This is a genomic window from Paraburkholderia phymatum, assembly GCF_038900715.1.
GTDB lineage: Bacteria > Pseudomonadota > Gammaproteobacteria > Burkholderiales > Burkholderiaceae > Paraburkholderia > Paraburkholderia phymatum_A.
Genome location: NZ_JAYMRZ010000004.1, coordinates 137,673 through 152,323 on the forward strand (window position 1 = coordinate 137,673; position 14,651 = coordinate 152,323).

12 protein-coding genes are annotated in these 14,651 nt (G+C 64.4%); 2 read left to right on the top strand and 10 right to left on the bottom strand.

The genetic code is table 11. From position 1 onward, the window contains the following. Positions 1 to 76: 76 nt before the first annotated feature. From VSR68_RS09355 to VSR68_RS09400, 10 genes are all read right to left on the bottom strand, one after another. Entirely contained in the window at positions 77 to 1,120 is a 1,044-nt protein-coding gene (locus tag VSR68_RS09355) for a YncE family protein (protein ID WP_342939563.1), read from the bottom strand. A 134-nt stretch (positions 1,121 to 1,254) separates the two neighbouring features. Further along, a complete protein-coding gene (locus tag VSR68_RS09360; RefSeq protein WP_342939564.1) occupies positions 1,255 to 1,959 on the bottom strand; it encodes an MIP/aquaporin family protein in 705 nt (234 codons plus the stop codon). Beyond that, positions 1,956 to 2,450, bottom strand: coding sequence for an arsenate reductase ArsC (locus tag VSR68_RS09365; protein ID WP_342939565.1), 495 nt, complete (start codon positions 2,448 to 2,450; stop codon positions 1,956 to 1,958). The genes VSR68_RS09360 and VSR68_RS09365 overlap by 4 nt, the downstream gene beginning before the upstream one ends. Before the next feature lie 28 nt (positions 2,451 to 2,478). Continuing rightward, entirely contained in the window at positions 2,479 to 2,970 is a 492-nt protein-coding gene (locus tag VSR68_RS09370; RefSeq protein WP_342939566.1) for an ArsI/CadI family heavy metal resistance metalloenzyme, read from the bottom strand. After that, on the bottom strand, positions 2,967 to 3,302 hold the full coding sequence (locus VSR68_RS09375; protein WP_342939567.1) for a metalloregulator ArsR/SmtB family transcription factor: 336 nt from the start codon (positions 3,300 to 3,302) through the stop codon (positions 2,967 to 2,969). Before VSR68_RS09375 ends, VSR68_RS09370 begins: the two co-directional genes overlap by 4 nt. A gap of 78 nt (positions 3,303 to 3,380) precedes the next feature. Then, a complete protein-coding gene (locus tag VSR68_RS09380; protein WP_342939568.1) occupies positions 3,381 to 6,494 on the bottom strand; it encodes an efflux RND transporter permease subunit in 3,114 nt (1,037 codons plus the stop codon). Positions 6,495 to 6,535: 41 nt separating this feature from the next. Beyond that, a complete protein-coding gene (locus tag VSR68_RS09385; RefSeq protein ID WP_342939569.1) occupies positions 6,536 to 7,600 on the bottom strand; it encodes a metal transporter in 1,065 nt (354 codons plus the stop codon). Next, positions 7,597 to 8,985 (bottom strand): TolC family protein, encoded by a 1,389-nt coding sequence (locus VSR68_RS09390; RefSeq protein ID WP_342939570.1) that lies wholly within the window; start codon positions 8,983 to 8,985, stop codon positions 7,597 to 7,599. Before VSR68_RS09390 ends, VSR68_RS09385 begins: the two co-directional genes overlap by 4 nt. A gap of 80 nt (positions 8,986 to 9,065) precedes the next feature. Continuing rightward, on the bottom strand, positions 9,066 to 10,379 hold the full coding sequence (locus VSR68_RS09395) for a HAMP domain-containing sensor histidine kinase (protein WP_342939571.1): 1,314 nt from the start codon (positions 10,377 to 10,379) through the stop codon (positions 9,066 to 9,068). Continuing rightward, positions 10,369 to 11,058, bottom strand: a complete 690-nt coding sequence (locus VSR68_RS09400; protein WP_342939572.1) for a response regulator transcription factor — start codon at positions 11,056 to 11,058, stop codon at positions 10,369 to 10,371. Before VSR68_RS09400 ends, VSR68_RS09395 begins: the two co-directional genes overlap by 11 nt. A 280-nt stretch (positions 11,059 to 11,338) precedes the next feature. Between VSR68_RS09400 and VSR68_RS09405 the strand changes: the two genes are divergently transcribed. Then, positions 11,339 to 12,886, top strand: coding sequence for a methyl-accepting chemotaxis protein (locus tag VSR68_RS09405; protein WP_342939573.1), 1,548 nt, complete (start codon positions 11,339 to 11,341; stop codon positions 12,884 to 12,886). A 217-nt stretch (positions 12,887 to 13,103) separates the two neighbouring features. Continuing rightward, on the top strand, positions 13,104 to 14,633 hold the full coding sequence (locus VSR68_RS09410; RefSeq protein ID WP_342939574.1) for a CHAD domain-containing protein: 1,530 nt from the start codon (positions 13,104 to 13,106) through the stop codon (positions 14,631 to 14,633). Positions 14,634 to 14,651: the final 18 nt, after the last annotated feature.

The following is a 14,651-nucleotide window of genomic DNA, read 5'->3' on the forward strand; positions in this document are numbered from 1 at the left end:
ATTACCGATTTCGGTTTGAAGGGAATAAGTATTTTTTTCGGCCCGTGAATCGCCGTTGAGTGCATCGGAACGGTATTCACCGAGGCGCCATGACGCGCAACACCGGATGTCCGTCGACGCTCTTCAGTGGAAAGTAGACCCGATGCGTCGATGGATCGACGGCCACCACGTGTGCGTTGGGTCCGATGCTGCCTTCGCCGATCTTCGACACGGTTGACGAACTTGCGGCAAACATCGACACGATGCCTGCTTCGCCCGCGACGTACAGCATGCGCGAAGCGGGATCGAACGCGAGCACGTCGGGCTCACTGCCGACATCGAATGATTGGACGACCTGTTTCGTGAGCAGGTTTAGCGTCAGCAGTTTGGCGTTGTCTTCACAGGCGATAAACGCGAGATGCAATTGCGGATCGATATAGAGACCGTGATTGCCTTTAGCGCCAGGCAAGTCAATGCGAGCGACGATCGCATCAGTTGCCGGATCGATTTCGACAAGTTGTCTTCGCGTCTGCACATTGACGAAGATATGACGCGACGCGGCGTCGTACTGCGTATTGCCCGCTTCGCCGCCGAGCGCAATCGTGTTGATTCGTCGATTGGCGCGCGTATCGATCACCGTTTCAGTCCCGCCCGTCTCATCGGAGACGTAGAGCTTTCCGGATTCGGCCGCATAGGCCATTCCATCCGGATAGACGCCACCCGGCATGCGTGCGGTGATTTTCAGCGTGCTTTCGTCGATGGCGACGATCTCGTTCGTGCCCGTCGCGGACGCGTACACGCGCGACAGTTCGGGGACGACAAGTACGCCGTGCACGGCCGCGACGTTGCCGATGCGTGCAACGACGCGCGAAGCCTGCGTATCGAAGACGATCACTTCACTGTCGCCGAGATGCGCGATGAACAGCAGATGCCGCCCCGGGTCATCGCTTTCGTAGTCGAGCCGCGATGCGCGGCCTGGCAACGGAATGTCGGCGACGTGCGTCAACGGCAGATTCGCGACGGCAGGTTTTTCAGCGGCAGCCACGCTGTGGCGCGCGGTCGATGCCGCCGCCATGACCATTGCAACAACGACGACCAGCAGGGCAATACGAAGACGATTCGTGTCGATCGGACGGACCATGAATAACCTCCGTCGGGCCTGACAGCTATTACGAGGAAGGACTCCTCGCTGCACGCATCAACAATGCCTGCGATTTGAACGCGCGAAGCAGGGGACGATGCGCGCGTGCCTCGACATGCCCTAGGTTAACGCATTCAGTGACGCGTGCCAGAGGACTCGATGACGTTGGGGCGGGCAGGGCGTCGACGGGACTCGAAGGTGGTGTGAAGCGCGAGGCCGATCGCCGCGCCGATCAGTTCGGCGATCACGAAGCCAGGCACGCTGGAGGGCGCGATGCCTGCGAAGCTGTCCGTGAACATGCGGCCGAACGCGGCCGCCGGGTTTGCAAACGACGTCGATGCCGTGAACCAGTATGCAGCGCCGATGTACGCGGCGACCATGATCGACGCGCGTCCGGCCGGCGCTCGCAGGATAACGAGCAGCAGGCCGGCCGTGGCCACCGCTTCGGCAATCCATTGGCCGGTTCCCGCGCGAATCTTCGCTGAAAACTCGACGATGGGCAGATCGAACATCGCGTGCGCGAGCCATGCGCCTAGCAGTGCGCCGATCAACTGCGCAGCGATGTACGGCAGCAACTCGTGCGCAGGCAGTTCGCCACGCAACGTCATCACGGCGCTGACGGCGGGATTGAAATGCGCGCCGCTCAATGGCCCGAAGACTTCGATCAGCACATACAGTCCGCCCACGGTCGCCAGCGTGTTGGCGAGCAACGCGATCGCGACGTTGCCGCCCGCGAGCCGCTCGGCCATGATGCCGGAGCCGATCACCACGGCGAGCAGCAGAGCCGTGCCGATCAGCTCGGCGAGAACCTTGCGCTTGAGATCGATCGCTGCGGTCATGATTCTGAAATCGCTGTGAGCGCGCGCTGGAGTTCGTCGTTGCTCATCGTTTCCAGTGGCAGTGCGAGCAACTGCAAGATCCGGTATCCGATCGCCTGACGCGTGAGCTCGAATGCAACGCGCTTGCCTTCGTCGCCGCCGGGCGCAACGGACGGGTCCGCATAGCCCCAGTGAACCTTGACGGGACTGCCTGGCCAGTACGGGCACGTCTCCGCGGCCGCACTGTCGCAGACGGTAATGACGATGCGCATCGCAGGCGCATCGTCGCGTGCAAACTCATCCCAGCTCTTGCTGCGATAGCCGCTTACGTCGATGCCCGCTTGCGTGAGCACCTCGACGGCGAACGGATTCAAACGGCCGCCCGGCGCGCTGCCCGCGCTGAAAGCGCGAACGTCCTTGCCGAGCTTCGCGGCGAGATGATTCAACATCGCCTCGCCCAGCACGCTGCGGGCCGAGTTGTGCGTGCACAGGATCAGTACGTTGGTCGTCATATGTTGCCCGTCGAATCGCGCGCAGTACTCAGCAGCACGAGGAAGACGAAGAAGACTTCACGGGAACACCGACGGGTTTGCCCGACGACGGCGCGCAGCATGCGGCGGGTTCTTGGGCCGACGCACTCGTCTGCACCTTGCGCGATTCGCCGAACATGGGAATCTCGTTCAGCGTGTGATACGACTCCCATGCAATGCCCTGCGGATCGACGGTCCAATACTTGTTCGAATTCGCGTAGCAGCAGGCCGTACCGATCTGCTCGTCGACGGGCAATGCCGCGCCTTTCAGCCGGTCGTGCATCTCGTCCAGTTCGGCTTCGCTCTCGACTTGCACGCCCAGATGATCGAGGCCCGGCGTCGCGCCGCGCTGCGAAATGGCGAAATTCACACGCGGATCGTCGAGCATCCACTTCGCGTAATCGCTCTTGACGACGCTCGGCTCGGACGCGAACAACGCGGAGTAAAAGCGAACGCTTGCTGCGAGATCTTCGACGGCGACGTGAATGTGAAAGCGCTTCATGATTGCTTCTTCCTGGAAGGGGAACACGCTGTCGTTGGCGTGCAGGGATTGCCGCCACAGCAGTTCTCGGTGAGATAGGCCAGCAGGCCGTTCATCGTTGCAAAGTTCGCGCAGTAGAAGACAAAGCGCCCTTCCTGCCGGCTCGTGACGAGTTGCGCGTGAGCCAGCTCCTTCAGATGAAAGGAGAGCGACGACGGCGCGATGTCGAGCAGCGCGGCGATCTGGCCCGCCGGCATGCCTTCGGGGCCCGCCTGCACGAGGGCGCGAAACACGGCAAGCCGGGACTCGTGCGCGAGTGCCGCCAGAGCGGCGACGGTCTGGTTCGTTTCCATATTTCAATGATAGTCGAAATGTAGGGCAAAGAGCAAGGAGCGCATGCGCTCATCAGCGTTCCGATTCTCTCGTGTACCTCAGGCACTCGCGATTCCGGATTCGGCCAGCGCATCGCGCTCGAAGCGCCCGTAACGCAGCGCGAGCGTCGGAAGCACGATCAGGTTCAGCGCCGTCGACGTGAGCAGACCTCCGAGGATCACGATTGCCATCGGCCCTTCGATCTCGTTGCCCGCCGCGCCGCTCGTCACGGCGAGCGGCAGCAGCGCGAGTGCCGTGACCAGTGCCGTCATCAGAATCGGCACGAGCCGCTCCGATGCGCCGCGCACGGCCGTGTCGATGCCCCATGACAGTCCGTCCACATGCACGAGGTGTTCGTAGTGGCTGATCAGCATGATCGAATTGCGCAGCGAGATGCCGAAGAGCGTCACGAAGCCCACCATGCTGCCCAGCGACAGGTTGCCGCCCGCGAGCAGCACGCTGACGACTCCGCCCACCAGCGCGAACGGCAGATTGGCCATCACCAGCACGACGCCACGGCGGCTCTTCAACGCGAGAAACAGCAGCAGCGCAATGCCGACGATCGACATGACGCCATACGCGAGCAGATCGCGCTGAGACTGCGCGCGTGCTTCGCTTTCGCCGGCAAAGACGGCGTAGGTGCCCGAGGGCATCGCGATCTCGCGGTTCACGCGCGTTTGCGCTTCGCGAACGAAGTCGCTCACCGCGCGTCTGCCGAGATTGACCGACACGGTCTGCATGCGCTGCCCGCCGTCGTGCGTGATCTGATAGCGACCTGAAACCTGGCTGATCGTCGCCAGTTCGCGCAACGGCACGGACAGGCCGTCCGGATTGCGCAGCATCAGCGCGCCGATATCGCCGAGCGTCGCGCGCGCGGACGGCGCGAGCACCACGCTGACGTCAGCGGTACGGCTGCCCTGGTAGATCTGCGATACCGTCGTGCCCTGGCAGGCCGCCTGGATCGTATCGAGCACCTCGACGGGCCTGAACCCCCAGCGACTCAGCTGGTTGGGCTTGAGTGTCACTTGCAGTTCGGGGATGCCGGGCGGCGATTCGACGCGCACGCTTGCCGCGCCGCGTATCGTCCCGAGCAGCCGCGCAATCTGCTGTGCGTTGCGATCGATGATGTCGAGGTTGTCGCCGAACACATTGACGACGACGGGCGCCGTCACGCCGGAAATTGTCTCGTCGATACGCTCGACCAGAAACGTATTGACCGATACCGACAAGCCCGGAAACTTCGCGAGCGCCTGCTGAATGCGATAGAGCGTGCGGCTTTGTTGCGACGCGCTCATTGGAGCGAGATCGACTTCGAATTCGGAGAGCTGCACGCCGACGGGATCGACGACCTCGTTCGCGCGGCCCGCGCGCTGCGCGACGAGGCGCACGCCCGGCACCTGGAGCAGCGCCTTCGACACCTGCGTGCCGATGCGCATCGATTCGGCAAGCGACGTGCCGGGCGCGAGCCCCATGTGCACGATGTAGTGCCCTTCGCGCAGTTCGGGAATGAAGTTGCCGCTCATGAACGGAAGTGTCGCGAGCGCCGCGACGCACATCACCGCGACCACGACCATCACCGTCTTGACGCGCGCCTCGACCTTCATCAGCAGCGTGACGTAGCGCGCCTTCAGCCTTGCGATCATCGGCGGTTCGTCGGCGGGCAGCGGACCGCGCACGAGCAGCGCGAGCGCCATCGCGGGCGTGAGCGTGAGCGCGACGCCGAGCGACGCGAGCACGGCAAGAATGTACGCAATGCCGAGCGGCGCAAAGAGCTTGCCGGCTACACCGGAGAGCGTGAGCACGGGCAGGAAGATCAGCATCACGATGAAGGTGGCGAACACCACGGCGCTGCGCACTTCGAGCGACGCGCGCAGCACGACGCGCCATGCAGGCAACGGAGCAGGCAGGGCGCGGTTTTGCCTCAAGCGCCGGTAGATGTTCTCGACGTCGATGATCGCATCGTCGACGACTTCGCCGAGCGCGATCGCAAGGCCGCCGAGCGTCATCGTGTTCAGGCTCACGCCGAACGACGTCAGCACGATGATCGCGACGAGCAGCGAAAGCGGAATCGCAACGGCGGAAATGAAGGCGGCGCGCACGTTGAGCAGAAACAGGAACAGCACTGCGATCACGAGCACCGCGCCGATCAGCAACGCGCTGCGCAGATGGCCGATCGACGCATCGATGAAATTGGCCGGCCGGAACACATCGGCGTTGACGTCCACGTGCTCTTTCGCGAGCACCGGTTTGAGCGAGGCTAGCGTCTTCTCGATGTCCTTCGTGACAGCGAGCGTATTCGTGCCGTACTGGCTTTCGAGCACCAGCATCACACCCGGCTCGCCCATGATCGACGCCGCGCCGACGGCAGGCGCGCTGCCCCACGTCAGCTTCGCGACATCCTGGAGACGGACGGCCGCGCCATTGCTCCAGCGCAGCACCGTTTCGCCGAGCTTCTGCGGCGTAGTGATCTGCCCGTCCGCGTTGATCGCGATGCGCTGATTGTCGTTTTCGACGAAGCCCGCGCCGCGCACGCCCGTCGATACACGTGCCGCCGCAATCACGTCCTGGATCGACAGCCCATAGCGAAGCAGCTTCGACGGATCGACCTGAATCTGTAGCTGGCGCGTGTCGCCACCGAACACGATCGCGTCGGCGACGCCGGGAACGCTCAATAGTTGCGGCCGCACCGTCCACTGCGCGATGTCGTACAAGTCCATCAACGAGCGCGTCTTCGACGTGAGGCCGATGGTTCGCACGACACTCGTCGTCGTCGTGAGCGGAAGGAGTCGCGGCGGCATCACGCCTGCGGGCATCGTCGCCCCAAGCGCGCTCACACGCTCGGAGACGAGCTGGCGGATCTGCATCACGTTCGCGTGCGCGTCGAATACCAGCGTGATCGACGATAGCCCCTGCATCGACTTCGATCGCATCGACTGAAGCCCGACTAGCCCGCCGAGGCCGTTTTCGAGCGGCTGGGTCACGAGCGTTTCGACCTGCTCGCTGGTCAGGCCCGGCGCTTCCGTCTGGACGATGCTCATCGGCGGAGCGAACTCCGGAAACACGTCGAGCTTCGCGCGCGTGAGCGTAAAGAGACCGTAGCCGGCCGCGATGACGGCAAGCGCATAGATGATGCCGCGAAAGCGCAGCGAAAACCGGATGATCGCGTTGAGCATGAGGACGAATGTGTGCGTGTCGTGCGAGGCTGGCGAGCAGATCAGTCATCGCATTCGGGCGGGTCCTTGCAGGCGGTTGCGATGCCCTGCGGTTTCAGTTCCTCGGACAGCAGAAGCTGCGCGCCTTGCGTGACGACGGCATCGCCCGCATGGAATCCGGACGTGACGACGAAGCCCTGATCGCCTTCGTTGTCGGCGGGCACGTAGCGCCGCGTGAAGCGGTCGGGCGCGGTCTGCACATAGCTCCATGCCTGGCCGCCGTACCAGATCACCGCGCGTTCCGGAATGACGATCGCCTGCGTCGCCGGACCTGACGACGGCACGCGCGCGCTCGTGCGGGTGCCGACGGGCAGCGCGTGGTCCGTTGCATAGAACCACGGGTTGCCCTGTACCGACGGGTCGCTCGATGGCGAAGCCGAGAGCTTCTGCGCGGGCACGGCTTGACGATCGGGCGTATCGATCGTGATGCGAGTGGGCGCGGGGCTCGTGTAGTCGGAAGGGAGCGTGACGCGCAGCACGACCGCGCGGCCCGCAAGCAAACGCTGGAAAAGACTGGAGGCGGGCGTCATCGCGGCTTCGGCGAGCGCATCGCCGAACTGCTGTCTCATCGTCGCGTCGAGTCCGCTGACAGTGGCTTCCGCCGACCGCCGCTTCGCCTCGTCGGCCTGCATCGTTGCACGCGCATCCTGCAGGCTCTTTTGCGACACGTTGCGGTCATCGTCGAACAACACGCGGTTGCGCTCATACTGGGTGTGCGAGTTGCCGGCTTGCGCAGTGAACGTGTCGAGATCGGCGCGCGCAGCCGCGAGGCGGGTGCGCAAATCGAAGAGCGGCTGCAGGTCGACGACGCTCGCATAGGCGGTGCGCTCGGGGCGAACGGCGAGCGCGGCGAGCCGCGTCGCCTCGATATGACTGGCGCGTTGCGCAGCGGCGCTTACGACGATCACCGTTTCGCCGTTCACGGTCTGTACCGTCGACTGTGGCGCCGTCTGCGCAGCCGCAGCGGTCGCGAAGGAATCCGGGTAGAGCGCCTGATAGAGCGTCCAGCACGCGCCCGCCGCCAGCGCAAGCGTGCCTACGGACCAGAACAGAAAGCGGTATTTCATCGGCTTGTCTCCTGGCCGGTCGCGGCGGCATCGAGTGGTCCGGCGGCAAGCGGTTGCTGCATCGCGTCCTCGAGCGCGCCTGCCGCCTGCCAGGCTGCAACGACGGCGTCGACATGCGTGAGCTCGCTTGCCTCGTAGTCGGCTTTCGCTTGCACGAGGGTCAGGCGGTCCGCGTTGCCGGCGGCGAAACTCGCAACCTGGCTATCGCGTTGCTTGCGCGCGGCCGCGAGGTGCCGGGCCGAAATCTGCATCGCGTCGATGCTCGCGTGATAGCGCTCGAGCGCGTGGTCCAGGTTCCCGAGGATCGAGTCCTGCAACGCGGCTGTGCGCGCGGCCGCTTCCTTGCGCTTCGCTTCGGCCTGGGCAATGCCGCCCTGGTTCTGGTCGAAGATGGGCAGTGAGATTCCGGCCACGCCGAACGCGATCTTGTGCGTGCCCGTGTCGTATGTGTAGCCGGGGCCGAGATGGATGTCCGGGTACTGCTTCGCGACTTCGAGCTGCAACGCCGACTCGGCGGCGGCATATTCGGCCAGCGACGCAAGCAGGTCCGCGCGATGGAAGATCGCGTCGCGGCGTGCGTCGTCGGCGGGCGGCGCAGGCGGTGCGGCGCCGAACGCATCGAGATCGAACTGGATGGCGTCGAGCGCGGCGACGGGAACGCCGATTGCCGCGCCGAGCTGCGCACGTGCATCCTGCCGGGCGCTGACGGCCGTGGCCAGATCGGCTTGCGCTTGCGTCTCGGCGAGCACTTGCGCATCGACATCGGGTCCCGCGTTTTCGCCGACCGCGCGCCGCTTCGTGACCATCCGCACGATCTGCTGCTCGTCGTCGGCCTTGCGCGACAGGAACGCCGTGCGCTCGCGAGCCGCGTAAAGCGCGATCAGCGCGTCACGGACCTGTCCGCGTACTTTCCATGCTTCGCTGCCGATCGCAAGGCGCGCCGCTTCCGACAGATGCGACGCCTGGTCCATCCGGTAGCCGCGCTTGCCGGCCGTCTCGATCGGGATATCGAGCGAGGGGCCCGTTATGTACGGCGCGCCGGGGCCCGGGTTCGGCGTCGCGTACTGGAACGGCAACTGGAGCACCGGGTTCGGAATCGCCGCCGCCACGTCGATACCCGCTTTCGCGGTGCCCCATTGCGCGCGCGCAATATCGAGCGACGGGCTGTAGTACCACGCGGCGAGCGTCAGCATCTGCTCGTTCCAGCTCGCCAACGGCCACTCGAGTTCGTGGCCGAGTTCGCGTGTCATGTACTGGCGCAGATCGTCGGCCGTGAGGGATCTGTCTTCGAACTGTCGGGCAAGCTGCGTCGGCGCGATGGGCTGCGCATGATAGGTGGCGCAGCCCGTCAGCAAGGTAAAGGCAATCAGTAGGGCGCGGCGCATTCCGGCATCCGTGAGTCTCGCTTCCGCCCGCGTGGGCGGTTCCAGACCAGGATGCTACGCAAGCGCTTGTGAAGTTTTCGTCAAGACGCTGCGGAACGGGCCTCAGGCGTCGCGCTGCCGGGACTCGCGGGCGGCAGACGTAGCGAGACGCGCGTGCCTCGGCCCGGCTCGCTGTCCAGTTCGACGGGCCAGCCATAGCGGTCGCAGATCTTCTTCACGATCGCGAGACCGATGCCGACGCCGTGCCCCGATGTCTGCTCCGGACTCGCCTGATAGAACCGGTCGAACACATGCGGCAGCGCGATCGCGGAGATGCCCGAGCCCGTGTCCTCGATGCGCAGCCAGCCGTTCGCGTACGAGAACCGCAGGTGCCCGCGATCGGTGTGGCGCGACGCGTTGTCCGCGAGGTTCGACAGCACGATGGCGAGCGCGGAGCGATTCGCCGCGACGTGAGCGTTGCGGTCCATGTCGATCACGGTCTTAACGCCCTTGTTGGCAAGACGGTCGGCGAAGGGCGCGAGCGCGGTTTCGATCATGCGCGCGAGGCGAACGGGTTCGACATTCTGCGTCGACTCTTCGCGTGCGAGCAGCAGGAGCGCGTTGACGAGTTCGCGCATGCTGTCGGCTGCGCGTTCGATCTGCTGAATGCGGGCCCGCGATTTCGTGCCGGGTGCGGCGTCCTGTTCCAGCAATTCGCAACTGGTCTTGATCGCGGTGAGCGGCGTGCGCAGTTCGTGACTGACATTGCTGGTGAATTCCTTCTCGCGATCGATCATGTCCGCCATGCGCCGGTGATAGTCGTTGAACGCTTCGACGAGTCCGACGAGTTCGACTTCATCGTATTTGCCGGGATTGATCGGCGTCGATCCGCCGAGCCTCAGCGCCTTGACCTGCCGCGCGAGTCCGGCCACCTGCCGCACCAGCAGCCCCGATAGTCCGTACGCAAGCCAGATGGTCAGCAGCGCGAAGATGCCCGTGCCCGCCATCAGCATGTCGATCACATGCCGGAACTGCTTCTCGTAGACGCTGAAGTTGTAGACGCGGTACAGACGTTCCGCGCCGAACGGCACGACCGCGATGTGAATCTCGCGGTCGTCGAGCACGATTTCGTGCGTGCCGGCGGACAGGTTCCTGATCGAAGCAGGCAATGTCGCGGGCGGTTGGTCTGCCGTGGACACGTATCCGTTCAGGCGCGTGTCGAAGGGCGGAAGCAGCGCGGGATTCGCGCGATAGCCTTGCGTCACGTTGGCGATGTCGTCGCGGATCAGCGCGGTGATCAGCTTTTCTTCCTGGGCCTCGGCAAGGGCCTTGACGCCCAGCGCCTGAGCGACGAGCAGTACGATGGTCAGCGCGGAAAAGACGAGCGCAACCTTGAAGCGCAAGCTATGACGCATGGCCATCGCTCACGATGAAACGGTAGCCCAGGCCGTGAACCGTCTCGATCAGGTCGTCTTCGCCCGGCGTGGTCAACGCCCGGCGCAGCGTATAGACATGTGTTCGCAGCGTGTCGCTGTCCGGGAGCTGTTCGCCCCATACCTCGTTTTCGAGTTCGGCGCGGCTGAACACACGGTTCGGCGACTGCATCAGAATGCGCAGCAGTTGCAGGCACTTGGGCGGCAGCTTGATCGCGCGGCCCGCGCGTTCGACAGTCAATGTCGTCAGATCGAGCTGCACGTCCGCGCAACGGATCACGGCCGCTGCGACCTGGCCTTTGTAGCGCTTGATCAGCGCACTGACTCGCGCGCCGACTTCCTTCAGCGAAAAAGGCTTGACGAGGTAATCGTCGGCGCCGTGCACGAAGCCCGCGAGCTTGTCATCGAGCGTGTCCTTGGCCGTCAGCATCAGCACGGGCGTGTCGCGATGCGCCTCCTCACGCAGCTTGCGGCACAGCGTCAGCCCATCCATTCCGGGCAACGCGAGATCGAGGAGGATTGCATCCCACGGTCCCGCCATCGCGAGTTGCAGTCCGGCGGGGCCACTCGATGCAAGATCGACTTCATAGCCGGCATTCTCGAGGTAGTCATAGAGGTTGGTCGCGATGCTCACATCGTCTTCGATCACGAGGACCCGCACGATACGTTCTCCCAGTCGTCAGGCGACATCCATTTTGCCACGCGTCTCGCGATGCAAAGGCGTGTGGGAAAGCGACCGATGCGATTGACTGTCGAGCACGCGATGACCTGCGGCAGTCCATCAAATGCACTGCATCGGTGCGCATGGTCATAAAAACTTCATTCAAGTATTCGCGCCTGGCGCCGTAAAAAAGGCGCGTTCCTTCAAAAGGATTGTCTTCTCTCCGTGCGTCGCGGCCGCGCACGCATGCCGCCGCGACGCATTGCCAAGCAGGTCTCCAATGCGCAAGTTAAGTATCAGAACCCGCCTTCTTCTTTTGACTGGCGCCGTTACCGTCATTGCCCTTTGCATCGGCGCGGCAGGATTGATGGGTGTGTCGAGGTCGATCGACACGCTGCAGCAGATGTATGAGGGTCGTGCCCAGGCGTTGCAGACGATATCGACCATCAACGAGCTCGTCACCGAAACGGTCTTCGCGGTGAGCGACGCGATTCTCGATCCGTCGGCGCAGAAGACGCAGGCGGTCGCCGCAAGCGGTGTCGCGCGCATCGAGCAGGTCGACACGCTGATGAAGCAGTATCTCGCCAGCAGCGCATCGGCGGACTCGCGTGAACTCGCGACGAAATACGCTTCGAACTGGGCGAATCTGCGCGACAAGGGTTTGCGGCCCGCCGTTCAGCAGCTGAGCGCAAACAGTCTCGCCGAGGCGCAGTGGGTGCAGACGCAAACCGTCGATCCGCTGTCGCGCACGTTGAAGCAACAGGGCGCGGAACTGCGCAAGATCGAGTTGACGGCCGCGCAATCCGAATACGAGCAGGCGACAAAGGCGGGACATGTCGTCGAATTGCTTGTCATCGGCTTTATCGTCGTCGGCCTGGGCATCGTGGTGGCGCTGTGCGCATCGATGTCGAGAAGCCTGTTCCGCGAACTGGGCGGCGAGCCGCAAACGGCGGCGGAAATCGCCAATCGCGTTGCGTCGGGCGATCTCTCCGTGGACGTGCCTGTGAAGCCGGGCGACACGCATAGCGTGTTGTTCGCGATGAAGTCGATGCGCGAACGTCTTGCATCGATGATCGGCGAGATTCGCCACTCGACGGATACGATCGCCGAAGCGAGCGCATCCATCGCGAGCGGCACGGGCACGCTTGCGACGAGCGCAGAGGAACACGCGGCGAGCATTCAGCAGACTTCGGCGAGCATGCAGCAGCTTGCGTCGATGGTCAGAGCCAACGCGGAACATGCGACGGAAGCGCGCACGCTGGCAGGCATCGCGTCGGGCAAGGCCGGCGACGGAGACCGCGCCGCGAAGGACGCCGGCGCGCGCATGCGCGCGCTCGCGGATCAGTCGGGCCGCGTGCGCGACATTACGTCGGTGATCGAAGGCATCGCATTCCAGACGAACCTGCTGGCCCTCAACGCCGCCGTCGAAGCCGCACGCGCGGGCAATCAGGGGCGCGGCTTCGCCGTCGTCGCGCAGGAAGTGCGCGCGCTCGCGGAGCGAAGCTCGAAAGCGGCAAAGGAAATCGGCGCGTTGATCAAGGAGATGACAGCCGAGGTGGACCAGAGCGGCGTCGCAGTGGAAGCAGCCGGGGCCACGATCGTCGATTTGCTGGCCGCCGTTCGCGGCGTGGCGGATCTGGTCGACTCGATCGCGGATGCCTCACGCGAGCAGAGCAACGGCATCGAACAGGTCAACGCGGCCGTTCTCGTGATGGACCGCGCGACGCAGCAGAACACCGCTTTCGTGCAGGACGGCGCGCAGGCGTCGGGCGACTTGCGCGCGCAGGCGGAATCTTTGCGGTCCGCCGTGCGGGCCTTTCAGCTTTAACGCGAACGCTTCTCCTTGTTATGCGAGCCCCGGGCGCTGCGCGCTGCCCGGTTTCTCATGATCGAAGGACTATGCCGTCGGCAGTCCCGAATCGAAAACGCGTATCACGAATCGCGTATCGCGCTGGCCTGCCGCATGCATCAAATGCACCCGCGTTGACCCGCAATCCGGCGGATTCGGTGTAGCCTGATAGTCCCGAGCGCAAATGGGAGCCGGCATGGAACAGGAGCTGAAGCTGCGGGTCCGCATCGAAGATCTCGACGCGTTGCGCCACGCGCCTTTGTTTGCGCAATCCAAAAGCGCAGCCGAGGCTCCCCGGCTGCTGACGAGCACCTATTTCGACACGCCCGAGCTTGCCTTTCACGGATGCGGGGCTTCGCTGCGCGTGCGTTCCGTGGGCGACGAGCGGCTCCAGACGTTGAAGCTGGAAGGATCGGTGCAGGCGGGCCTGTTCGACCGGGATGAGTTCGAGATGCCCGTCGCTGGCGATACTCCCGATCTGAAGCTGCTTCATGAGCCGATACCCGAAGCAAGCGACTGCGGAAAGCTGATCCGCGACGAGTCCACGGCGGCCCAGCTAAAGCCCGTGTTTGTCACGCGCATCAATCGATCGGTGTTTCCGCTGCACTTGCCGTCCGGAGATGAAATCGAAGTTGCACTCGACGAAGGCACCGTCGAAGCCGATTCGGGTTCGGTGCCCGTCGCGGCGCTCGAACTGGAGCTGAAGCAGGGGCAGCCGGAGAACCTGTACGGCGTCGCACTGGAACTGCTCGACACCGTGCCGCTGCGCATCGACCGTTTCAGCAAGGCCGACCTCGGCTATGCGCTGCTGATCGCGGAGCGCCGTGCGGCGGTGAAGGCGCAACCCGTGCATCTGCACAAGAGCGATTCCGTCGAAGACGCGTTCTGCTGCATCGTGCGCAACTGTCTCGCTCAGGTTCATGCGAACGAACGCGGCGTTGTGTCGGGTCACGATCCGTCAAGTGTTCATCAGATGCGCGTGGGGCTGCGTCGCTTGCGCTCGGCGCTCGATCTGTTTGCGACGGCCATTCCCGCTTATGCCGGTCTTGACGAAGAACTGCGCTGGATCGCCTCGGAACTCGGCGCCGCGCGCGACTGGGAGGTGCTTGCGGGATCGACGCTCGAACATGCGGGCACGAGCGGCAACCCCGAAGAGCTTCTGCCCGTGCGCGACGCCTGCTTGAAGGTGGCCACCAACAACCGGCAGCGCGCGGCCGAGGCCGTCGAGTCGGTTCGCTACACGCGGCTCGCGCTGCAACTTTCGCTATGGTTGAGCCGAAAGGGATGGCGCGAGCAAATGTCCGACGAGCAGCGCGAACCGCTCGGCCGGCCCGCGAGGCTCTTCGCCGTGGATGTGCTGCGTCGCCGGCACAGGAGTCTGCTCAAGCGAGGCAAGGGGCTCGCGGATATCGACGATAGCCGTCGTCATCGCGCGCGCATCGCGGCGAAGAAAGTGCGCTATGCGACCGAGTTCTTCGCGTCGCTGTGTCCCAGGCGCGTCGTGCAGCACTACGTCGGCGCATTGGCCGAGCTACAGGACGATCTCGGCTGGCGCAACGATGCCGTCGTCGCGGATCGGCTTTTGAAGTCGCTGCCGCGAACGTCTCCCGAGACGGCTGCGGGCGCGGCCTTTGCGCGCGGCTTTCTCGCGTCTCGCGTCGCCGCCGACCATCGGACATTGCAGAAGCTCTGGAAACGCTTCAGGCGTCTTTCGCCGCCGCATTAACCCGAGTACATCGTTATC

Coding starts and splice junctions, on each gene's coding strand:
- VSR68_RS09355 (WP_342939563.1), bottom strand. CDS start 1,120: ATGGTCCGTCCGATCGACACGAATCGTCTTCGTATTGCCCTGCTGGTC.
- VSR68_RS09360 (WP_342939564.1), bottom strand. CDS start 1,959: ATGACCGCAGCGATCGATCTCAAGCGCAAGGTTCTCGCCGAGCTGATC.
- VSR68_RS09365 (WP_342939565.1), bottom strand. CDS start 2,450: ATGACGACCAACGTACTGATCCTGTGCACGCACAACTCGGCCCGCAGC.
- VSR68_RS09370 (WP_342939566.1), bottom strand. CDS start 2,970: ATGAAGCGCTTTCACATTCACGTCGCCGTCGAAGATCTCGCAGCAAGC.
- VSR68_RS09375 (WP_342939567.1), bottom strand. CDS start 3,302: ATGGAAACGAACCAGACCGTCGCCGCTCTGGCGGCACTCGCGCACGAG.
- VSR68_RS09380 (WP_342939568.1), bottom strand. CDS start 6,494: ATGCTCAACGCGATCATCCGGTTTTCGCTGCGCTTTCGCGGCATCATC.
- VSR68_RS09385 (WP_342939569.1), bottom strand. CDS start 7,600: ATGAAATACCGCTTTCTGTTCTGGTCCGTAGGCACGCTTGCGCTGGCG.
- VSR68_RS09390 (WP_342939570.1), bottom strand. CDS start 8,985: ATGCGCCGCGCCCTACTGATTGCCTTTACCTTGCTGACGGGCTGCGCC.
- VSR68_RS09395 (WP_342939571.1), bottom strand. CDS start 10,379: ATGCGTCATAGCTTGCGCTTCAAGGTTGCGCTCGTCTTTTCCGCGCTG.
- VSR68_RS09405 (WP_342939573.1), top strand. CDS start 11,339: ATGCGCAAGTTAAGTATCAGAACCCGCCTTCTTCTTTTGACTGGCGCC.
- VSR68_RS09410 (WP_342939574.1), top strand. CDS start 13,104: ATGGAACAGGAGCTGAAGCTGCGGGTCCGCATCGAAGATCTCGACGCG.